Below are 21113 nucleotides of genomic sequence, written 5' to 3'. Positions count from 1 at the left end.
CGAACGAACGGGGCTGCGGACTACCAGCGGTAGTGCGCGAACGCCTTGTTCGACTCGGCCATCTTGTGCATGTCCTCGCGGCGCTTCACAGCGGCGCCGAGGCCGTTGGAGGCGTCGAGGATCTCGTTCATGAGGCGCTCGGTCATGGTCTTCTCGCGACGCTGGCGCGAGAAGTCGACCAGCCAGCGCAGGCCGAGCGTGGTCTGACGCACGGGGCGCACGTCGACGGGGACCTGGTAGGTCGCGCCACCGACGCGGCGGCTGCGGACCTCGAGGGCCGGGCGGATGTTGTCGAGCGCGCGCTTGAGCACGACGACGGGGTCCTGACCCGACTTCTCACGGACACCCTCGAGGGCGCCGTACACGATGGCCTCGGCCGTCGACTTCTTGCCGTCGAGGAGGACCTTGTTGATGAGCTGCGTGACGACCGGCGCGCCGTAGACGGGGTCGTTGATGATCGGCCGCTTGGGGGCCGGTCCCTTGCGAGGCATTACTTCTTCTCCATCTTCGCGCCGTAGCGGCTGCGAGCCTGCTTGCGGTTCTTGACGCCCTGGGTGTCGAGCGAGCCACGGACGATCTTGTAGCGGACACCGGGGAGGTCCTTCACACGACCACCGCGGACGAGCACGATCGAGTGCTCCTGGAGGTTGTGGCCCTCACCCGGGATGTACGCGGTGACCTCGATGCCGGTCGAGAGACGGACACGGGCCACCTTGCGGAGCGCCGAGTTCGGCTTCTTGGGGGTGGTCGTGTAGACGCGCGTGCACACGCCGCGACGCTGGGGGCTCGACTGAAGAGCCGGGGTCTTGGTCTTCGAGGCCTTGGGGTGGCGACCCTTCCTGACCAGCTGCTGAATCGTAGGCACTACTTCTCCGTGTCTCTGTGGGTTCTGCGGGAACGTTTTATTCGTGTCGGCCCGACCCCCGCGCCCGGGCGTGTCGTTCCATCGGGTATCGCGCCAAGGGCGCGACTCGGGGGCCCGGCGACGCGGGCACAAGCATCTAAGATACCTGCGCTCCGCGCCGCCGTCAAAAGCGGCATAACAGCCGCCCGGCCCCGTCGTGTCAGTCTCGGATGTCGAACTCCTCGAGCGGCACGGCCTCGCCGGTGCCCTCGCCGAAGAACTGGCCGTCCCACTCCTCGTAACCGAAGGTCGGGAACAGGTTGGCCTTGGCCTCCTCGGTCGGCTCGACCGTCGCCGTGCGGTACTGGGCGAGGCCAGTGCCGGCGGGGATGAGCTTTCCGAGGATGACGTTCTCCTTGAGGCCGATCAGCGGGTCCGACTTCCCGGACATCGCGGCCTCGGTGAGGACGCGCGTGGTCTCCTGGAAGGAGGCCGCCGACAGCCAGGACTCGGTCGCGAGCGAGGCCTTGGTGATGCCCATGAGCTCGGGACGCGCGGAGGCGGGCTTGCCGCCGGCGGTCACGGTCTCACGGTTGGCCTGCTCGAACCGGCTGCGCTCGACGAGCTCGCCCGGAAGCAGGTTCGTCTCACCGGAGTCCAGCACGGTCACGCGACGCAGCATCTGCCGCACGATGACCTCGATGTGCTTGTCGTGGATCTCCACACCCTGCGAGCGGTAGACGTTCTGGACCTCGTCCACCAGGTGCTTCTGGGTGGCGCGGGGACCGAGGATGCGGAGCACGTTCTTGGGGTCGACGGCGCCCGCGACGAGCTGCTGGCCCACCTCGACGTGCTCGCCGTCCTGGACCAGGAGGCGGGCACGCTTGGTGACCGGGTACTCGACGGGCTCGTCGCCGTTGTCGGGGGTGACCACGAGGCGACGGGTCGCCTCGGAGTCGTCGACCTTGAGCGAGCCGGTGACCTCGGAGATCGGGGCCTCACCCTTGGGGGTGCGGGCCTCGAAGAGCTCCTGGACACGCGGCAGACCCTGCGTGATGTCGTCCGCGGAGGCCACACCACCGGTGTGGAACGTACGCATCGTCAGCTGGGTGCCGGGCTCACCGATCGACTGGGCGGCGATGATGCCGACCGCCTCGCCGATGTCGACGAGCTCGCGGGTCGCGAGCGAGCGGCCGTAGCAGCGCGCGCACGTGCCGACGGCGGACTCGCAGGTCAGGACCGAGCGGACCTTGACCGTGTCCACGCCGGCCTCGATGAGCGTGTCGATGAGGACGTCGCCCACGTCGGAGCCCGCGGTGGCGATGACCTCGCCGTCGAGCTCGACGTCGGTGGCCAGGGTGCGGGCGAACACGGAGGTCTCCACGCGGTCGTCCTTGACGCGCTCGCCGGAGGCGAGGGTCTGGGCGATCGGCATGGACAGGCCGCGCTCGGTGCCGCAGTCGTCCTCGCGCACGATGACGTCCTGCGACACGTCGACCAGTCGACGCGTGAGGTAGCCGGAGTCCGCGGTACGCAGCGCGGTGTCCGCGAGGCCCTTGCGGGCGCCGTGGGTCGCGATGAAGTACTCGAGGACGGACAGGCCCTCGCGGTAGTTCGACTTGATCGGACGCGGGATGATCTCACCCTTCGGGTTCGCCACGAGGCCGCGCATACCGGCGATCTGACGGACCTGCATCCAGTTGCCTCGCGCACCCGAGCCGACCATCGTGTGGACGGTGTTGTGCTTCGGGAACGACTCGCGCATGGACTTGTCGACCTCGTTGGTCGCCTGGGTCCAGATCTCGATGAGCTCCTGACGGCGCTCGTCGTCGGTGATGAGACCGGTGTCGAACTGGTCCTGCACCTTGGCGGCCATCGCCTCGTAGCGCTCGAGGATCTCCTGCTTGTTCGCGGGGGTCGCGACATCGCCGATGGCGATGGTCACGCCCGAGCGGGTGGCCCAGTGGAAGCCCGCCGCCTTGAGGGCGTCGAGCGAGGCGGCCACCTCGACCTTCGGGTAGCGCTCGGCGAGCGTGTTGACGATGTCGCCGAGGACCTTCTTGTCGACGTTGCGGTTGACGTACGGGTACGTCACCGGCAGGAGGTCGTTGAACAGCGAGCGACCGAGCGTCGTGGTGAGCATGAACGGCTCGCCCTCGACGTGGCCCTCGGGCATCTCGAAGTCGACCGGCGGGACGGTGTCGCCGTCGACGCGCAGCGTGATCTCCGCGTTGAGCGAGATCGCGCCCGCGTCGAGCGCCATGAGCGCCTCGGACTGCGTGCCGAAGACGCGGCCCTCACCCGTCTCGTCCTCCTTGAGGAGCGAGAGGTGGTAGAGGCCGATGATCATGTCCTGCGAGGGCATGGTCACCGGGCGGCCGTCGGACGGCTTGAGGATGTTGTTGCTCGAGAGCATCAGCACGCGGGCCTCGGCCTGCGCCTCCGCCGACAGGGGCAGGTGCACGGCCATCTGGTCACCGTCGAAGTCGGCGTTGAACGCGCCGCAGACGAGCGGGTGCAGGTGGATGGCCTTGCCCTCCACCAGCTGGGGCTCGAACGCCTGGATGCCCAGACGGTGCAGCGTGGGCGCACGGTTCAGCAGCACGGGGTGCTCGCGGATGACCTCCTCGAGCACGTCCCACACCTCGGAACGGCTGCGCTCGACCATGCGCTTCGCGGACTTGATGTTCTGCGCGTGGTTGAGCTCGACGAGGCGCTTCATGACGAACGGCTTGAACAGCTCGAGCGCCATCTGCTTCGGCAGGCCGCACTGGTGCAGCTTGAGGGTCGGGCCGACCACGATGACCGAACGGCCCGAGTAGTCGACGCGCTTGCCGAGCAGGTTCTGACGGAAGCGGCCCTGCTTGCCCTTGAGCATGTCCGAGATGGACTTGAGGGGGCGGTTGCCGGGGCCCGTGACGGGGCGGCCGCGACGGCCGTTGTCGAACAGCGAGTCCACGGCCTCCTGCAGCATGCGCTTCTCGTTGTTCACGATGATCTCGGGCGCGCCGAGGTCGAGCAGACGCTTGAGGCGGTTGTTGCGGTTGATCACGCGGCGGTACAGGTCGTTGAGGTCGGAGGTCGCGAAGCGGCCACCGTCCAGCTGCACCATCGGACGCAGGTCCGGCGGGATGACCGGCACGCAGTCGAGCACCATGCCCTCGGGCGAGTTGGTGGTCGTGAGGAACGCGTTGACCACCTTGAGGCGCTTGAGGGCGCGGGTCTTGCGCTGGCCCTTGCCGGTCGCGATGACCTCGCGCAGGTGCTCCGCCTCGGCCTCGAGGTCGAAGGTCTGGAGGCGCTTCTGGATCGCCTCCGCACCCATCGAGCCCTTGAAGTACGAGCCGTAGCGGCGCGACATCTCGCGGTAGAGCATCTCGTCGCCCTCGAGGTCCTGGACCTTGAGGGAGGCGAAGCGGTCGAAGATCGCGTCGAGGCGCTCGATCTCGGCGTCGGCGCGCTTGCGCACGTTCGCCATCTCGCGCTCCGCGCCGTCCTTGACCTTGCGCTTCACGTCGGCCTTGGCACCCTCGGCCTCGAGCTCGGCGAGGTCCTTCTCGAGCTTCTCGGCGCGGGCGTTGATCTGGACGTCGCGGTCGTTCGCGAGGACCTTCTTCTCCTTCTCCAGCTCGTTGCGGAGCTGCGGGAGGTCCTCGTGACGGCCGTCCTCGTCCACCTCGGTGACCATGTACGCCGCGAAGTAGATGACCTTCTCCAGGTCCTTCGGGGCGAGGTCGAGCAGGTAGCCGAGGCGCGACGGGACGCCCTTGAAGTACCAGATGTGCGTCACCGGGGCGGCGAGCTCGATGTGGCCCATCCGCTCACGGCGGACCTTCGAGCGGGTCACCTCGACGCCGCAGCGCTCGCACACGATGCCGCGGTAGCGGACGCGCTTGTACTTGCCGCAGCCGCACTCCCAGTCACGGGTGGGGCCGAAGATCTTCTCGCAGAACAGGCCGTCCTTCTCCGGCTTGAGCGTGCGGTAGTTGATCGTCTCGGGCTTCTTCACCTCTCCGTGCGACCACGTGCGGATGTCCTCCGCGGTCGCAAGGCCGATGCGCAGATCGCCGAACTCGTTCACGTCGAGCAAGGTTCTACTTCCTTACTGCCGGCGGGACGCCGGCACCGAAAACTTCTTCTGTATGGAGTGAGAGCGACTAGCTCGTCAGATCTCGTCGACGCTCGAGGCATCGGGGCGGCTGGACAGGGAGATGCCCAGCGACTCGGCGGCCTGGTAGGCATCGTCGTCGGTCTCGCGCATCTCGATGACGTGACCCTCGTGGTTGAGGACCTCGACGTTCAGGCAGAGCGACTGCATCTCCTTCATGAGGACGCGGAACGACTCGGGCAGACCCGGCTCGGGGATGTTCTGTCCCTTGACGATCGCCTCGTACACCTTCACGCGGCCGGTGACGTCGTCCGACTTGATGGTGAGGAGCTCCTGGAGCGCGTAGGCCGCGCCGTACGCCTCGAGGGCCCACACCTCCATCTCGCCGAAGCGCTGGCCACCGAACTGGGCCTTACCGCCCAGCGGCTGCTGCGTGATCATCGAGTACGGGCCGGTCGAGCGCGCGTGGATCTTGTCGTCGACCAGGTGGTGGAGCTTGAGGATGTACTTGTAGCCCACCGCGATCGGCTCCGGGAACGGCTCGCCGGAGCGGCCGTCGTAGAGGCGAGCCTTGCCGTCGGGGTTGACCAGGCGCACGCCGTCACGGTTGGGGTTGACCACCGTGCGGAGGCCGCCGAGGACGTCCTCGCGCAGGCCGTCGAACACCGGCGTCGCGACCGGGGTGCCCGGCTCCGACGTCACGGCGCCCGCGGGCAGGTTCTTGGTCCACTCGCCCTCGGCGTTCGTGGCGTCCCAGCCGTGCTTCGCGATCCAGCCCGTGTGGGTCTCGAGGACCTGGCCGACGTTCATGCGGCCGGGGACACCGAGCGGGTTGAGGATGACGTCGACCGGCGTGCCGTCCTCGAGGAACGGCATGTCCTCGACCGGCAGGATCGTCGAGATGACGCCCTTGTTGCCGTGGCGGCCGGCGAGCTTGTCGCCCTCCTGGATCTTGCGGCGCTGCGCGATGTAGACGCGCACCAGCTGGTTGACGCCGGCCGGCAGGTCGTCGCCGTCCTCCTCGGTGAACACGCGGACGCCGATGACGGTGCCGGACTCGCCGTGGGGGACCTTGAGGGACGTGTCGCGCACCTCGCGGGCCTTCTCGCCGAAGATCGCGCGCAGGAGGCGCTCCTCCGGGGTCAGCTCGGTCTCGCCCTTCGGGGTGACCTTGCCGACGAGGATGTCGCCCGCACGCACCTCGGCGCCGATGCGGATGATGCCGCGCTCGTCGAGGTCGGCGAGCGCCTCCTCCGAGGCGTTCGGGATGTCGCGGGTGATCTCCTCGGGGCCGAGCTTCGTGTCGCGGGCGTCGACCTCGTGCTCCTCGATGTGGATCGAGCTGAGGACGTCGTCCTGCACGAGGCGCTGCGACAGGATGATCGCGTCCTCGTAGTTGTGGCCCTCCCAGCACATGAACGCGACGAGGAGGTTCTTGCCGAGGGCCAGGTCGCCCTGGTCCGTGGCGGGACCGTCCGCGATGACCGAGCCGACGACCACGCGGTCGCCCTCGTCCACCACGACGCGCTGGTTGTAGGAGGTGCCCTGGTTCGAGCGCTGGAACTTCGCGATGCGGTACGAGCCGGTGGTGCCGTCGTCGTTCGCGACGGTGACGAGGTCCGAGCTCACCTCGGTGACCACGCCGTCCTTGTTCGCGATGATGACGTCGCCGGCGTCGATGGCCGCGCGGCGCTCCATGCCGGTGCCGACGAGCGGCGCCTCGGAGCGGACCAGCGGGACCGCCTGACGCTGCATGTTGGCGCCCATGAGCGCGCGGTTCGCGTCGTCGTGCTCGAGGAACGGGATGAGGGCCGTGCCCACCGACACCATCTGGCGGGGCGAGACGTCCATGTAGTCGACCGCCTCGCGGGCGACGAACTCGACCTCGCCGCCGCGGCCGCGCACGAGCACGCGCTCGTCGGTCAGGGCGCCGTCCGCCGCGATGCCGGCGTTCGCCTGCGCGATGACGTAGTGGTCCTCGTCGTCCGCGGTCAGGTAGTCGATCTGCTCGGTGACGACACCCTTGACGACCTTGCGGTACGGGGTCTCGACGAAGCCGAGCGGGTTGATGCGGCCGAACGACGCGAGCGAGCCGATGAGGCCGATGTTCGGACCCTCAGGGGTCTCGATCGGGCACATGCGGCCGTAGTGCGACGGGTGGACGTCACGGACCTCCATGCCCGCGCGGTCACGGGACAGACCACCGGGGCCGAGCGCCGACAGGCGACGCTTGTGGGTGAGGCCCGCGAGCGGGTTGTTCTGGTCCATGAACTGCGACAGCTGCGAGGTGCCGAAGAACTCGCGGATCGCGGCGACGACCGGACGCGTGTTGATGAGCGTCTGCGGCGTGATCGCCTCGACGTCCTGCGTGGTCATGCGCTCGCGCACCACGCGCTCCATGCGCGACAGGCCCGTGCGGATCTGGTTCTGGATCAGCTCGCCCACCGCACGGATGCGACGGTTGCCGAAGTGGTCGATGTCGTCGGTCTCGACGCGGACGTCGCCCGCGGCGCCGTCGAGCGTCGCGATGCCGGCGTGCGCGGCGGCGATGTACTTGATGGTCGCGACGATGTCGTCGAGACCCAGCACCGAGTCGCCGAGCTCCTTCGCGAGGCCGAGCTTCTTGTTGAGCTTGAAGCGGCCCACCTTGGCGAGGTCGTAGCGCTTGGAGTTGAAGTAGAAGTTGTCGAGCAGGTTCTGGCCCGCCTCGACGGTCGGCGGCTCGCCCGGACGCAGCTTGCGGTAGAGGTCGACGAGCGCCTCCTCGTGGCCGTGGACGGTGTCCTTGGCGAGGGTCTCGAGGACGGCCGGGAACTGCGCGAACTCCTCCGCGATCTGGTCGTCGGTCATGCCGAGCGCCTTGAGGAAGAGCGTGACGGGCTGCTTGCGCTTGCGGTCGACGCGGACGCCGACGGCGTCGCGCTTGTCGATCTCGAACTCGAGCCAGGCGCCGCGCGACGGGATCACCTTCGCGGTGAAGATGTCCTTGTCCGAGGTCTTGTCGGGGGTGCGCTCGAAGTACACGCCCGGGGAACGGACGAGCTGCGACACGACGACGCGCTCGGTGCCGTTGACGATGAAGGTGCCCTGGCTCGACATGAGCGGGAAGTCGCCCATGAAGACCGTCTGGGACTTGATCTCACCGGTGGTGTTGTTCATGAACTCCGCGGTCACGAACAGCTGCGCGGAGTAGGTGAAGTCCTTCTCCTTGCACTCCTCCGGGGTGTAGCGCGGCTCCTCGAAGTAGGGGTCCGAGAAGGACAGGGACATGGTCTGTCCGAAGTCCTCGATCGGCGAGATCTCCTCGAAGATCTCCTGGAGGCCTGCCACCTCCGGGACGTCGTTGCGGCCGTTCTCCTTCGCGGAGGCGACGCGGGCCTGCCAGGCCTGGTTGCCCAGCAGCCAGTCGAAGCTCTCGGTCTGGAGACCGATGAGGTTCGGGACCTCGATGGGGTCCTGGATCTGGGCGAAGGAGATACGACGCGATGCGGATCGGTTGGAGATGGCGGAATCGGTGCGCGAGGCAGCCAAGGGGTGTTCCTTCCCTTTATGATCGTGCGTGACCACGATGCCTAGCCGCGGCTCCACCGGATCCTGGGGCGAAACCCGCTACAAGCGGACGCACGCCAGGTAGGCATTTGAGGGCAGGGCGATAGACAGCGCAAGTCGTCAGACTACCGCGCCCCGCGCGGATTGTCCAGCCCGGCGCGTCGCGCGCCAGCCGACACGCCGCGTGTGCCCGAGATGCAACGCTCTGCCCCGGCGTCATCCCGCGAGGGCGGCCCCGATCCGCTCGCGCAGCATGGGCGCGAGCGTGCGTGCGTAGCTCGCCGTGAGGTGCTGGCCGTCCGCGCGGTACACCGTGACGCCGCCGATGACCGCGGGGCACGTGACGTCGTCGCAGTAGAGGTCGGTGAGGTCGACGATGCGCGCGTCGGGCGTGCGACGGGCCGCGTCGCGCAGCTGGTCGGGCGGGAGCACCTCGGCGCGCGGGGAGCCGCACGCGGCGGCGCCGGCCGGGCCGTGCGCCTCGAGGCATGCCACGAACGCGTCGGGCAGGCGCGGGTTGTCCGGGATCACGAGGACGGGCGTGCCCGCCGGCACGCGGCTCCACGCGCGCACGAGCCCGTCGGCCTCCTCGGCCTGCTCGGCCGGGGTGAGGTCGTGACGCTGGCGGCGGGTGACGATGACCGCGTCGTACGCGTCGGCGCCGTCGAGCGCGGCGAGCGCCTCGCCGCGCCACGCGTCGCAGGCCGCACGGAACGACGTCCCCTCCGCGCCCAGCGGGCGGTCGGTCACGTAGCAGCCGGCGTGGCCCGACACGTCGAAGCGCCAGTCGGTGCTCTCGCCCAGGAGGTCGTAGGCGCTGATGAGCGCGCTGGAGTGCGAGTCGCCCAGCACGAGGAACCGCTTCGAGTAGCCCTCCGCGGGGCCGATCACGCAGCGGTGCATCTCGGGGTCGCCGAGGCCCGACCAGCAGTCGGGCCGGTTCTCGTCGTCGGTCGCGAGGTCCGCGACCGCCGGGATGAAGGCCGCCGAGGGCGGGGCGTCGGCGCACGACGGGTCGACGAGCGCGCCGGCGCCGGCGCACGTGTCGAGGCGCGCGGCGACCGCCGCGGCCTGCGCCCGCTCGTGCCGCGCCTCGAGGGCGCCGGACATCAGCCCCGCGCCCGCGATCGCGACCACGACGGCCATGCCCGCGGCCGACCACGCGGCGACGATGCGCGGCGGACGCCCGGCGAGCAGGCGCGGCGAGAAGCGGACCGGGTCCTCGATGAGCGCGGTGCTGAGGGCCGCGAGGCCCAGCGTCGCCGCGAGGATCGCGACGGCGAGACCGCCCGTGAGGTCCGTGCCGAGCGCGAGCGGCACGAGCACGATGAGCGGCCAGTGCCACAGGTAGATGGCGTACGACGTGCGGCCGACGTGGGCGACGGGTCGCCACCCGCCCACCCGCGCGAGGAACGTGCCCGCGCCCGCGTGCAGCGCGAGCGCGGTGCCGACGACGGGCACGGCGGCGTGGTAGCCAGGGAACGGGGTCGTCCCGTCGAACGCGACGGCCGACCAGAGCACGAGCGCGACGCCGGCGAGCGCGAGCCGGCCGCGCGGCCGCGGCGCGCGCACGAGCAGCGCGACCGCCGCTCCCGCCGCGAACTCCCACAGGCGCGTGAACGTCGAGAAGTAGGCCGCGGGCGACAGCCCGGTGAGCTGGATCCCGTACGCGAGGGACGCCGCGCCGAGCGTGAGGACCACGCCCGCGACCACGCGCCCGCGCGGCAGCCCGAGGCGGCGTGCCGCCCACAGCGCGGCCACGATCGCGACGGGGAGGAGCACGTAGAACTGCTCCTCGACGGACAGGGACCAGTAGTGGCGCACGGGCGACGCCGCGGACTCGGCCCCCAGGTAGTCGACCGCCTGCGACGCGAGGTACCAGTTCTCGCCGTACAGCGTCGCGGCGACCGTCTCCTTGAGGAAGCCGGGGGCCAGCGCCTCGGGCGCGAAGGCCAGCGTCGCGGCGGCCGTGGCCGCGAGGACGGTGAGCGCGGACGGCAGGAGGCGGCGCGCGCGGCGGGCCCAGAACCGGCCCAGGCGGATGCGACCGGTCGCGACGGCCTCGCGCCACAGGTGCGACGTGATGAGATAGCCGCTGATGACGAAGAACACGTCGACGCCGACGTAGCCCCCGCTCAGGCGGGCGGGCCACAGGTGGTACACCACCACGAGGGTGACCGCGAGGGCGCGGAGCGCCTGGATGTCGGCGCGGAAGCCGTCCGGCGCGGCGGCCGGCGAGGACGCGGGCGGCGCGGGATCGAGGACGGGCGCGTTCGCGGGGACGGTCGACTGCACGCCGATAATTGTCACACGGGCGACCGTCGCTCCCCCGATGCCGGCGACGGCGTTCCGGGCCCGCGCATCGTCCCCCGGGAACGGCAGAACGGGGCCGGGTCCTTGCGGACCCGACCCCGTTCTCAGAGTTCAGCGAACCCCAGCGAGCTTACTTGAGCTCGATGGTGGCGCCGGCGGCCTCGAGCTGAGCCTTGGCCTTCTCGGCGTCGTCCTTCTTCGCGCCCTCGAGGACGGGCTTCGGGGCCTCGTCGACGAGCGCCTTCGCCTCACCCAGGCCGAGACCGGTCAGCGCACGGACCTCCTTGATGACCTGGATCTTCTTGTCGCCGACGGCGGCGAGGATGACGTCGAACGAGTCCTTCTCCTCGACCTCGGCGGCAGCCTCGGCGGCGGGGGCGGCAGCGGCAACGGCGACCGGAGCGGCGGCGGTGACCTCGAAGGTCTCCTCGAACGCCTTCACGAACTCCGAGAGCTCGATGAGCGAGAGCTCCTTGAACTGCTCGATGAGCTCCTCGGTGGTGAGCTTAGCCATGATGACTTCCTTCTCTCTTGCCTGCGTGAAGCAGATGTGTGTAGTGGGGTGCAGCCTGGATCAGGCTGCGTCTTCCTGCTTCGCACGCAGGGCGTCGACGGCACGCGCGGCCTGAGCCAGCGGCGCCTGGAACATGTATGCAGCACCAAAGAGCGACGCCTTCATGACGCCTGCAGCCTTGGCGAGCAGAACCTCGCGGGACTCGAGGTCCGCCAGCTTCTTGACCTCATCAGCGGAGATCACCTTGCCCTCGAGAACGCCGCCCTTGATGACGAGCTTGTCGTTCTCCTTGGCAAAAGCCTTGAGACCCTTCGCGGCCTCCACCGGGTCACCGGTGACGAACGCGATGGCCGTGGGGCCGACGAGAAGGTCGTCAAGACCCTCGATGCCGGCGTCCTTGGCCGCGAGCGCCGTCAGAGTGTTCTTCGCGACCTTGTAGGTCGCGGCGCCGCGGATCTCACCGCGCAGCTTCGCGAGCTGCGGGACGGAGAGGCCGCGGTACTCGGTGATCAGCACGGCCGCGGAGTTGCGGAAGTCGTCCGCGAGCTCTGCGACAGCGTTCACCTTGTCTGGCGTCGCCATGTTTGTCCTTCCTTCGGATGACCGCTGCTCCCGCCCCGGACATGAGAAAGGCCCCGCGCAGGCGGGGCCGGATGTCCTGGTCCGCGAACAGAAAGGGCGACCCGAAGGCCGCCCGGACGTCCGCGCACGAGGCGCGTTCAGCTTCACCTGCGCTGGCCTCCGCACGAGCGGAGCTTCGGTCGTTCCCGGGAGACCCGGGCCCGACGACCGGCGGTCTTGGGCTAGATCATGGTACGCGACCCGCGCGGGCCGCGCAACTCGGGTGCCGGGGGACGATGCGCGGGCCGGCCGCCGCATCGTCCCCCGGGAAGGCGAGAAGGCCCGGCTCCCCCAGAGGGGAACCGGGCCGAGGGGCGGCGCGTGGGACGCGGTGGCGTCGCGTGGGCCGCCCGTGCTCCGCGCCTGCTCCGGGGTCGCCGGGCCAGGCGCGAGAGTCGGGGGTGCCGTGCTGCTTACGCCTCGGACTTCGCGAGGGCGTCCACGGGGATGCCGGGGCCCTGGGTCGCGGAGATCGACGCCTTCACGATGTAGCGGCCCTTCGAGGCGGACGGCTTGGCGCGGAGGACCTCGTCGAGGATGGCCTGGAAGTTCTCGAGGAGCTTCTCGTCGCCGAACGACGCCTTGCCCAGCACGGTGTGCAGGTTGGCGTGCTTGTCGACGCGGAACTCGATCTTTCCACCCTTGATGTCGGACACGGCCTTGACCACGTCCATCGTCACGGTGCCCGTCTTGGGGTTCGGCATGAGGCCACGGGGGCCGAGCACGCGGCCCAGGCGGCCGACCTTGCCCATGAGGTCGGGCGTCGCCACGACGGCGTCGAAGTCCTGGCGGCCGGCGGCCACCTCCTCGATGAGCTCGTCGCCACCGACGATGTCGGCGCCCGCCTCGCGGGCAGCCTCTGCCTTGTCACCGTTGGCGAAGACCAGGACCCTGGCGGTCTTGCCGGTGCCGTTCGGCAGGATGACGGTGGAACGGACCATCTGGTCCGCGTGACGGGGGTCGACGCCGAGCTTGAACACGACGTCGATGGTCGAGTCGGTGTTCTTCGAGGACGTCTTCTGGGCGAGGCGGAGGGCCTCGAGCGGCGTGTGCAGCTGGCTGCGGTCGACGAGCTGGGCTGCGTCGCGGTAAGCCTTGGAGCGCTTGGTCATCTGCGATCTTCCTTTGCAGTCGTGGTGGCGGGCCAGCGCGGCCCTCCCACTGGGGTTGAGGGGTCCTTAGGAGACCGTGATGCCCATGGAGCGGGCGGTGCCGGCGATGATCTTCGCGGCGGCGTCGATGTCGTTGGCGTTGAGGTCCGACATCTTCTGCTCGGCGATCTCGCGCACCTGGGCCTCGGTCAGGTTGCCGACCTTGACGGTGTGCGGGGTGCCGGAGCCCTTGGGGACGCCGGCGGCCTTCTTGATGAGCTCGGCGGCCGGGGGCGTCTTGAGGACGAACGTGAACGAACGGTCCTCGTAGACGGTGATCTCGACCGGCACGACGTTGCCACGCTGCGACTCGGTCGCCGCGTTGTACGCCTTGCAGAACTCCATGATGTTGACGCCGTGCTGACCGAGCGCCGGACCGACCGGCGGGGCAGGGTTGGCGGCGCCGGCCTGGATCTGGAGCTTGATGAGCCCAGTGACCTTCTTCTTAGCGGGTGCCATGTTGGGGGTCCTTATCTTGTTGCCTGTGCGGCTTGGCGGCCGCGGGTCGCCGTCGTCGGCTAGATCTTGGTGACCTGCGTGAACGACAGCTCGACCGGGGTCTCCCGGCCGAAGATGGAGACGAGCACGTGCAGCTTCTGGCTCTCGACGGAGATCTCAGAGATGGTGCCCGGGAGGGTCGCGAACGGGCCGTCGATGACGGTGACCGACTCGCCGACCTCGAACTCGACCTCGACGGGGGTCTGGACGGCGGTCGCGTCGTCGGCGGCGGCCGCCTCGGCGACCTCCTTCGGCGCGAGCATCGAGTAGACCTCGTCGGTGGTGAGCGGGACGGGGTTGTGGGCGTGGCCGACGAAGCCGGTCACACCGGGGGTGTTGCGCACCGCGCCCCAGGACTCGTCCGTGAGGTACATGCGCACCAGGACGTATCCGGGCATCCGGACGCGGGTGACGAGCTTGCGCTGGCCGCCCTTGATCTCGGCGACCTCCTCCATCGGGACCTCGATCTGGAAGATGAAGTCCTCCATGTGGAGGCTCTCGATGCGGTGCTCGATGGCCTGCTTCACACGCTTCTCGTGGCCTGAGTAGCTGTGCACGACGAACCAGTCGCCCTCGAGGGTGCGCAGGCGCGCCTTGAACTCGGCCACCGGGTCGAGCGGGGCCTCGTCGACGGGCGCCTCGGCCGCGTCGGCGGTCGCCTCGTCGACCTCGGGCGCGAAGCCCTCGGTCTCCTCGACGTCGGTCACGGTCTCGTCAAAGTTCTCGTCGCTCATCACTCACTCCCCTTGGCGGCTCAGCCGCCGAACACCTTCGCCGAGGCCCAGCCGAACGTCACGTCCAGCACGAACACCAGGATCATCATCACGGCCACGAAGCCGAGGACGATCCAGATGTAACGGATCAGCTCCTGGCGCGTGGGGGTGACCACACGTCGCAGCTCGGAGATGACCTGGCGCACGAACAGCGCGATGCGTCCGAAGATGTTCAGACCCTCGCGGTTCTCGTGCCGCGGGTCCTTCTCTCCGGAATCCGTCACGGCAGATTCGCTCACCGAAAAGTCCTTCTCTCATGGATTGCGCTCACGGGAGATCCCCGCGTACGCAGGGCAGGAGGGACTCGAACCCACAACCGCCGGTTTTGGAGACCGGTGCGCTACCAATTGCGCCACTGCCCTTCGGGGCCCCTGGCGGGACCCCGCGGCTCTCGACCTCGATGGCCGTCCTGCCCGAAGGCGCGGACCAGCCTGACGAAAGTCAATCGCCGACGTCACATGGTACGCGGTTCCGGGCTGGAAGTCGAACCCGGTACCGAGACTGCGGCCTCGTCGCCGCGGGTGATGCGTCCGGACAGCCTAGCGCGGGTCTTCGATTCCCAATGACACGTGTGGCTGGTGTGACTCGCGAGGGCCCGGCTCAGGCGACGTCGGCGCGAGGGTCGGCGCGCATCGTGCGCACCTCGGCGACCACCCGGCCCGGCTCGTCGCGCACCGTCGTGTAGGGGATGCGCACCCGCGGGATCCCGAGGGCGGCGAGCACCGCGTCGCGCCGCGCGTCCTCCGCGCGGGCCTCGGGCGACGAGTGGAAGGCCTCGCCGTCGATCTCGACCACGCCGTGGCCCGCGACGGCCAGGTCGACATGCCCGACCCCCGGCACCGGGGCCTGGGGCATCACCGTGAAGCCCGCGTCCTGCAGCTCGAGGCGCGCGAGGGTCTCCCCGGGCGACTGCGAGCGCGCGTCGGCCCGCGCGATGAGCCACGACCGCCGCAGCCGCGACGTCGCGGTCAGCCGCCAGAGGTCCCTGAGGCGCAGCGCACCCCGGTTGAGCGCCGCATCGACCACCGCGAGCTGCGCCGGACGCCCCGTGCACGCGCTCATGTGGTCGATCAGCGTCAGGACGTCCACGCACAGGGCGTCCTCGCCGTGGCGCCGGGCGCGTTGGAGACGATGCACGACGGTCGCGACCTCGAGGCGGCGGTCCCCCTCCACGATGCCCCGGTCCCACGGCACCGCGACGTGGATGCCGTCGACCGGGTAGACCACGGGCAGGTCGAGCGCGAGCGCGGCCGTGACGCACGTGAGCTGGCCGGACATGACGCGCGCCCTGATCGCGGCGAACGACGCGCCGGGCGTCGCGTAGCAGCCGCGATGCGGGCGCGTGAGGATGCCGGCGCGCACGGCGTCGAGCAGCTGGCCGTCCGTGAGCCCGAGCCTCAGCAGCTGGGCGCGCCTCGCGCAGCCTCCGAGGGTGGCCACCGCCGTCTCCGCATCCACGGCCCCAGACTCGCCGCCGTGCGCGCGCCCGCCGAACAGACGCCGCGGATCTGTGGACGGGCGCCCGGGCGAGAGGGGTCGGGGACAACCGCCCGACCCAGGCCGCCCCACCCAGGCCGCGCCACCCGAAATCGCGCGAATCACTTCTGTCACATCTGTCATTGGGAACCGGCGCCCAGGTGGAACAATGGCCCGCATGAAGCCTGCTCGCCGTGTCTCCGCCCGCCTCGGCGCCATCGCGCCGTCCGCCACCCTCGCCGTCGACTCCAAGGCGAAGGCCCTCAAGGCCGCCGGCCGCCCCGTCATCGGGTTCGGCGCGGGCGAGCCCGACTTCCCCACGCCCGACTTCATCGTCGAGGCCGCGGTCGCCGCCGCCCGCGAGCCGCGCAACCACCGGTACACGCCGGCCACGGGCCTGCCCGAGCTCAAGCAGGCCATCGCCGACAAGACCCTGCGCGACTCCGGCTACGAGGTCGACCCGGCCAACGTCATCGTCACCAACGGCGGCAAGCAGGCCGTGTTCCAGGCCTTCGCCGCGATCGTCGACCCGGGCGACGAGGTGCTCCTCCCCGCCCCGTACTGGACCACCTACCCCGAGGCCATCACCCTCGCGGGCGGCGTCCCGGTCGAGGTCTTCGCGGGCGCTGACCAGGACTACCTCGTCACCGTCGAGCAGCTCGAGGCCGCGCGCACCGACAAGACCAAGGCGCTGCTGTTCTGCAGCCCGTCCAACCCGACCGGCGCCGTCTACTCGCGCGCGCAGACCAAGGCGATCGGCGAGTGGGCGCTCGAGCACGGCATCTGGGTCCTCACCGACGAGATCTACGAGCACCTCACCTACGACGACGCGGAGTTCACGCCGATCGTGCGCGAGGTCCCCGAGCTCGCCGACCAGACCATCGTGCTCAACGGCGTCGCCAAGACCTACGCCATGACCGGCTGGCGAGTGGGCTGGATGATCTCCCCCGCCGACGTCACCAAGGCCGCCGCGAACTTCCAGAGCCACCTCACCTCGAACGTCGCGAACGTGTCGCAGCGCGCCGCCATCGCCGCGCTCGAGGGCGGCCTCGAGGAGGTCCACCGCATGCGCGGGGCCTTCGACCGCCGCCGCACCACGATGGTCGACATGCTCCGCCAGATCGACGGCGTCGTGTGCCCCACGCCCAAGGGCGCGTTCTACGCGTACCCGTCGGTCGAGGGACTCATCGGCCGCACCGTCGGCGGCGTGGAGATCGCCTCATCCGCCGACCTCGCGACCGTCATCCTCGAGCAGGCCGAGGTCGCCGTGGTCCCGGGCGAGGCGTTCGGCCCGTCCGGCTTCCTGCGCCTCAGCTACGCGCTGGGCGACGAGGACCTGGTCGAGGGCGTCGGCCGCATCCAGAACCTGCTCGCCGGCTGACGCCGGCCCGCACCTCGGAAGGGGCGCATCGTTCCTCGGGACGATGCGCCCCTTCCGTCTCCCGGCGGTGCCGCTCCCGCGCGGGGCTGGCTAGGCTCGCAGTCATGACCGAACCCGCGATCAGCGTCTCGGGCCTGCACAAGCACTACGGCGACCTGCTCGCCGTCGACGGGCTCGACCTCGAGATCCCCCGGGGCGAGGTGTTCGCCCTGCTCGGCCCCAACGGCGCCGGCAAGTCCACCACCGTCGAGATCCTCGAGGGCTTCCGCAGGCGCACGTCCGGCGAGGTGCGGGTGCTCGGCGAGGACCCGCAGCACGCGCCCAAGGCGTGGCGCGGCCGCGTGGGCGTCATGCTCCAGGGAACCTCCGAGCGCGGGATGCTGACCGCGCGCGAGTCGCTCCAGTACGCCGCGCGTCTCCACCCGGACCCGCGCGGCGTCGACGAGATCCTCGACGCCGTGGGCCTCACCGAGAAGGCCGGGTCCAAGCCCGCGACCCTGTCGGGGGGCCAGCGTCGACGGCTCGACGTCGCGCTCGCGCTCATCGGGCGCCCCGAGCTCGTGTTCCTCGACGAGCCCACCACCGGCTTCGACCCGGAGGCCCGGCGCCAGTTCTGGACGCTCATCGAGTCGGTGCGCGCCGACGGCACCACCGTGGTGCTCACCACCCACTACCTCGACGAGGCCGACCACCTCGCCGACCGCATCGGCATCATCGCCCGCGGCCGGATGGTCGCCCTCGACACCCCAGCGGGGCTGCGCGCCCGCGCCGCCGATGCGCGGGTGTCCTGGACGGAGGGCGGCGAGACCCGCGCCGAGGAGACCGCCACGCCCACCGCGCTGCTGCGCACCCTGCTCGCCCGCACCGAGGGCGAGATCGAGCACCTCGAGGTGACGCACCCGTCGCTCGAGGACGTCTACCTGAGGCTGATCGGCGAGGCCGCGCGCGACGCCGCGGGCGCCGGCGCCACCGAGGAGGCCGCGGCATGACCGCCACCACCGCATCGTCCGCCCCCACGTGGGGCTCCATGGCCCGCGCCCGCCTGGGCGTCGAGCTGCGCGAGTTCACGCGCAGCCGGGAGACCATGGTGTTCGTCTTCCTGTTCCCCATGATGCTGCTGCTGCTGTTCGGCTCGGTGTTCGGCGGCGAGGAGGTCGCCCCGGGGGTGACGTTCGCGCAGTACTTCCTCGCTGGCATCGTCGCGTCGGGCGTGTTCAACACGGGCTTCCAGTCGCTCGCGATGGGCATCGCCATCGACCGCGACCAGGACATGCTCAAGCGCATCCACGGCACCCCGCTGCCCGCGACCGCCTACTTCGCGGCGAAGTCGGCCCAGGTGCTCATCGTGTCGGTGGTGCAGGTCGCGGTGCTGGTCGCGATCGGCGTCCTCCTGTACGACGTGTCCCTGCCCGCGGACGCGGCGCACTGGTGGACGTTCGTGTGGGTGTTCGTGCTGGGCACCACCGCGGCGACGACGCTCGGCATCGCCGCGTCCTCGCTGCTGCGCAACGCGAAGGCCGGCTCGGCCGTCATCACGCCGATCGTGCTGTTCCTCCAGTTCACCTCCGGCGTGTTCCTCGTGTACACGCAGATCCCGGTGTTCCTCCAGCACGTCGCGGAGATCTTCCCGCTCAAGTGGCTCGCGCAGGGCATGCGCTCGGTGTTCCTGCCGGAGAGCTTCGCGGCAGCCGAGGCGCGCGGCTCGTGGGAGCACCCCGCGACCGCGATCGTGCTCGCGCTGTGGATCGTCGTCGGACTGCTCCTGGCCGTGCGGACGTTCCGCTGGACGCGCCACGACGACAACTGACGACGGGCCCGGCGGGGCTGACACGCTCGTCCGCGAGGACGATGCCGCGGTCGGGTCCGCGCCCTACGCTGGCCGGATGGACGTCAAGGCCCCTCGCTGGGGCGACATCGCGATCGCCGCGGCGCTGCTGGTGCTCGCGCTCATCGGGGTCCGCTCCACGACCGCGCTGGTCGACGTGGCGCGCCCGTACGACGCGCTCGGCATCGCCCTGATCGTCGCGCAGATCGCCCCGCTCGTCTGGCGCCAGCACTACCCGCGGCTCGTCGTGTGGCTGGTGCTCGCGCCGTGGCTCGCCGCGGTCGGGATGGGCTACCCGGACACGTCCGCGCAGTTCGCCGTCTACCTCGCGCTGTACGGGCTGGCCGCGTACACGCCGCGCCGCGCCGCGATCGTGCACGGCGCGGCGGTGCTCGCCGTCATGGTCGCCTGGACCACCGTCGGCCTGCTCGTGACCGACTACGTCCCGTGGACCTCTCTCGTCGCCGTCACCCTCGCCGTGATCGTGCCGATGATGATCGGCTTCGTCGACCACCGTCGCCGCGAGCGCCTCACGGAGCTCGAGCTCGAGCACGAGCGCCGCGAGCAGGCCCAGCGCGTGATCGCGACCGACGCGGTCCGGGCCGAGCGGGCACGCATCGCGCGCGAGCTCCACGACGTGGTCGCGCACGAGATCACGGTGATGACGCTCCAGGCCGAAGGCGCGCGGCGGCTCGCGCGCGAGTCCGACGCCCGTGTCCTCGAGGCGCTCGCCACCATCTCCGCCTCGGGGCGCACCGGCCTCGCGGAGATGCAGCGCATGATCGGGGTGCTGCGCGCCACCGAGCAGGACGCCGTCGAGACCGCCGAGCGCGACCGCGCGGTCGCCGAGCTCGAGCCGATGCCTGCCCTCGCCGCGATCCCGGCGCTCGCCCAGCAGGTCGACGACGCGGGGCTGCCCGTCGACCTCAGCATCGTCGGCACCGCGCACGTGCCCGCCGGCGTCGAGCTGAGCGCCTACCGCGTGGTGCAGGAGGCGCTCACCAACGCGATGAAGCATGCGGGCCCCGGCGCCCACGCGAGCGTCCGCGTCGAGCGCGAGCCGTCGCGCGTCACCGTGCTCGTGGAGGACGACGGGCGCGGCGTGATCTCCGACGCCGCCCGCCTCAGCGGCGGCCACGGGCTGCGCGGCATGGGCGAGCGGGTGCACGCGCTGGGCGGCACCCTGGAGTACGGTCCCAGGCCTGGGGGCGGGTTCCGCGTGCGCGCGGTGCTGCCGTCGGGCGACGACCAGGTGGGCCACCGGCCCGCGAGCACGGCGAAGGGCGGACGATGATCCGGGTGGCGCTGGTGGACGACCAGGCGATGGTGCGGGTCGGGCTGAGGATGATCCTCGAGTCCGAGGACGACATCGAGGTGGTCGCGGAGGCCACCTCCGGCTCCGAGGCGGCGGGCATCGTCGCCGCCCACGCGCCCGACGTGGTCCTCATGGACGTGCGCATGCCCGGCATGGACGGGCTCACCGCGACCCGCCACGTGCTGGCGTCCCACCCCGACGCGCGCATCGTCATCCTCACGACCTTCGACGACGACGAGTACGTGTACGAGGCGCTGCGCGCCGGCGCCTCCGGCTTCCTGCTCAAGAGCGTGGACGGCGACGCGCTCGTGTCCGCGGTGCGCGTGGTCGCGGCCGGCGAGGCGCTGCTCGCGCCCGAGGTGACGCGCCGCGTCATCGAGCAGTTCGCGCGCGCGTCGGCCGCGGCGACGCCGCCGGAGCCGACCGCCGCCGCGGTGGGCGACCTGTCCGACCGGGAGGTCGAGGTGCTGCGGCTCATGGCCCGCGGCCTGTCCAACCAGGAGATCGCGGCCGAGCTCTACGTCTCCTCGACCACCGTGAAGACCCACGTGAGCCACATCCTCACCAAGCTGGGCGTGCGCGACCGTGTGCAGGCCGTGGTCGAGGCGTACGACTCGGGCATCGTGGTGCCGCGGCCGTAGCCTCGACCGCCACCCGCATCGTCCCCCGGCAGGGTCATCCCTGAGCAGGACGCGCGCGAACCGTCCTCGCGGACGATGCCGCGGCGCCCGGGCCGCCGCCAGAC

At 70.6% G+C, this 21113-nt stretch carries 17 protein-coding genes and 1 tRNA gene; 5 read left to right on the top strand and 13 right to left on the bottom strand.

What is annotated here, in order from left to right:
- Window positions 1-20 precede the first annotated feature (20 nt).
- The 13 genes from rpsG to AOM04_RS14460 all read right to left on the bottom strand — a co-directional run bounded on the left by rpsG (window position 21) and on the right by AOM04_RS14460 (window position 15829).
- Window positions 21-491 carry a 30S ribosomal protein S7 gene (gene rpsG, locus AOM04_RS04550; RefSeq protein ID WP_042213191.1) on the bottom strand — a complete coding sequence of 157 codons (471 nt, stop codon included), beginning with the start codon at window positions 489-491 and terminating at the stop codon, window positions 21-23.
- Window positions 491-865: a 30S ribosomal protein S12 gene (gene rpsL / locus AOM04_RS04545; RefSeq protein ID WP_042213193.1), complete on the bottom strand. Its 375-nt coding sequence runs from the start codon at window positions 863-865 to the stop codon at window positions 491-493. The genes rpsG and rpsL overlap by 1 nt, the downstream gene beginning before the upstream one ends.
- Before the next feature lie 199 nt (window positions 866-1064).
- On the bottom strand, window positions 1065-4934 hold the full coding sequence (locus AOM04_RS04540; RefSeq protein WP_062462990.1) for a DNA-directed RNA polymerase subunit beta': 3870 nt from the start codon (window positions 4932-4934) through the stop codon (window positions 1065-1067).
- A gap of 75 nt (window positions 4935-5009) precedes the next feature.
- Window positions 5010-8483, bottom strand: a complete 3474-nt coding sequence (rpoB, locus tag AOM04_RS04535) for a DNA-directed RNA polymerase subunit beta (protein ID WP_062462987.1) — start codon at window positions 8481-8483, stop codon at window positions 5010-5012.
- A 234-nt stretch (window positions 8484-8717) separates the two neighbouring features.
- Window positions 8718-10796 carry an acyltransferase family protein gene (locus tag AOM04_RS04530; RefSeq protein WP_062462984.1) on the bottom strand — a complete coding sequence of 693 codons (2079 nt, stop codon included), beginning with the start codon at window positions 10794-10796 and terminating at the stop codon, window positions 8718-8720.
- A gap of 148 nt (window positions 10797-10944) precedes the next feature.
- Complete coding sequence (gene rplL, locus AOM04_RS04525; RefSeq protein ID WP_062462981.1) at window positions 10945-11328, bottom strand: 50S ribosomal protein L7/L12; 384 nt, start codon at window positions 11326-11328, stop codon at window positions 10945-10947.
- Window positions 11329-11388: 60 nt separating this feature from the next.
- On the bottom strand, window positions 11389-11910 hold the full coding sequence (gene rplJ, locus AOM04_RS04520; protein WP_062383828.1) for a 50S ribosomal protein L10: 522 nt from the start codon (window positions 11908-11910) through the stop codon (window positions 11389-11391).
- 452 nt (window positions 11911-12362) lie between these two features.
- Window positions 12363-13061, bottom strand: coding sequence for a 50S ribosomal protein L1 (gene rplA / locus AOM04_RS04515; RefSeq protein ID WP_062462978.1), 699 nt, complete (start codon window positions 13059-13061; stop codon window positions 12363-12365).
- Between the two features lie 66 nt (window positions 13062-13127).
- The gene (gene rplK / locus AOM04_RS04510) at window positions 13128-13559 is read right to left on the bottom strand and encodes a 50S ribosomal protein L11 (protein WP_062462975.1); all 432 of its coding nucleotides are present in this window, start codon (window positions 13557-13559) and stop codon (window positions 13128-13130) included.
- 59 nt (window positions 13560-13618) lie between these two features.
- The gene (gene nusG / locus AOM04_RS04505; protein WP_062462972.1) at window positions 13619-14332 is read right to left on the bottom strand and encodes a transcription termination/antitermination protein NusG; all 714 of its coding nucleotides are present in this window, start codon (window positions 14330-14332) and stop codon (window positions 13619-13621) included.
- A gap of 20 nt (window positions 14333-14352) precedes the next feature.
- On the bottom strand, window positions 14353-14610 hold the full coding sequence (gene secE / locus AOM04_RS04500) for a preprotein translocase subunit SecE (RefSeq protein ID WP_062462969.1): 258 nt from the start codon (window positions 14608-14610) through the stop codon (window positions 14353-14355).
- A gap of 50 nt (window positions 14611-14660) precedes the next feature.
- Window positions 14661-14733, bottom strand: a tRNA-Trp gene (locus AOM04_RS04495).
- 238 nt (window positions 14734-14971) lie between these two features.
- A complete protein-coding gene (locus AOM04_RS14460; RefSeq protein WP_062462966.1) occupies window positions 14972-15829 on the bottom strand; it encodes a type IV toxin-antitoxin system AbiEi family antitoxin domain-containing protein in 858 nt (285 codons plus the stop codon).
- Window positions 15830-16025: 196 nt separating this feature from the next.
- On the opposite strand from AOM04_RS14460, the gene AOM04_RS04485 reads away from it, so the two are divergent.
- The 5 genes from AOM04_RS04485 to AOM04_RS04465 all read left to right on the top strand — a co-directional run bounded on the left by AOM04_RS04485 (window position 16026) and on the right by AOM04_RS04465 (window position 21009).
- Window positions 16026-17228, top strand: coding sequence for a pyridoxal phosphate-dependent aminotransferase (locus tag AOM04_RS04485; RefSeq protein ID WP_062462963.1), 1203 nt, complete (start codon window positions 16026-16028; stop codon window positions 17226-17228).
- 104 nt (window positions 17229-17332) lie between these two features.
- Window positions 17333-18217: an ABC transporter ATP-binding protein gene (locus AOM04_RS04480; RefSeq protein WP_156160609.1), complete on the top strand. Its 885-nt coding sequence runs from the start codon at window positions 17333-17335 to the stop codon at window positions 18215-18217.
- Entirely contained in the window at window positions 18214-19035 is an 822-nt protein-coding gene (locus AOM04_RS04475; RefSeq protein WP_062462960.1) for an ABC transporter permease, read from the top strand. The genes AOM04_RS04480 and AOM04_RS04475 overlap by 4 nt, the downstream gene beginning before the upstream one ends.
- Before the next feature lie 76 nt (window positions 19036-19111).
- Window positions 19112-20347 (top strand): sensor histidine kinase, encoded by a 1236-nt coding sequence (locus AOM04_RS04470; protein ID WP_062462957.1) that lies wholly within the window; start codon window positions 19112-19114, stop codon window positions 20345-20347.
- Window positions 20344-21009, top strand: coding sequence for a response regulator (locus tag AOM04_RS04465; RefSeq protein ID WP_062462954.1), 666 nt, complete (start codon window positions 20344-20346; stop codon window positions 21007-21009). The genes AOM04_RS04470 and AOM04_RS04465 overlap by 4 nt, the downstream gene beginning before the upstream one ends.
- Window positions 21010-21113: the final 104 nt, after the last annotated feature.

It is taken from the genome of Demequina soli, assembly GCF_000971195.1.
GTDB lineage: Bacteria > Actinomycetota > Actinomycetes > Actinomycetales > Demequinaceae > Demequina > Demequina soli.
The sequence above is the reverse complement of the archived record's forward strand: the minus strand, read 5'-3'. Positions and strand labels throughout refer to the sequence as shown.

Bases quoted from the DNA above. Each gene is read 5' to 3' on its own strand.
- rpsG (WP_042213191.1), bottom strand. From the start codon at position 491: ATGCCTCGCAAGGGACCGGCCCCCAAGCGGCCGATCATCAACGACCCC.
- rplL (WP_062462981.1), bottom strand. From the start codon at position 11,328: ATGGCTAAGCTCACCACCGAGGAGCTCATCGAGCAGTTCAAGGAGCTC.
- rplJ (WP_062383828.1), bottom strand. From the start codon at position 11,910: ATGGCGACGCCAGACAAGGTGAACGCTGTCGCAGAGCTCGCGGACGAC.
- rplA (WP_062462978.1), bottom strand. From the start codon at position 13,061: ATGACCAAGCGCTCCAAGGCTTACCGCGACGCAGCCCAGCTCGTCGAC.
- rplK (WP_062462975.1), bottom strand. From the start codon at position 13,559: ATGGCACCCGCTAAGAAGAAGGTCACTGGGCTCATCAAGCTCCAGATC.
- nusG (WP_062462972.1), bottom strand. From the start codon at position 14,332: ATGAGCGACGAGAACTTTGACGAGACCGTGACCGACGTCGAGGAGACC.
- AOM04_RS04485 (WP_062462963.1), top strand. From the start codon at position 16,026: ATGAAGCCTGCTCGCCGTGTCTCCGCCCGCCTCGGCGCCATCGCGCCG.
- AOM04_RS04480 (WP_156160609.1), top strand. From the start codon at position 17,333: ATGACCGAACCCGCGATCAGCGTCTCGGGCCTGCACAAGCACTACGGC.
- AOM04_RS04475 (WP_062462960.1), top strand. From the start codon at position 18,214: ATGACCGCCACCACCGCATCGTCCGCCCCCACGTGGGGCTCCATGGCC.
- AOM04_RS04470 (WP_062462957.1), top strand. From the start codon at position 19,112: ATGGACGTCAAGGCCCCTCGCTGGGGCGACATCGCGATCGCCGCGGCG.
- AOM04_RS04465 (WP_062462954.1), top strand. From the start codon at position 20,344: ATGATCCGGGTGGCGCTGGTGGACGACCAGGCGATGGTGCGGGTCGGG.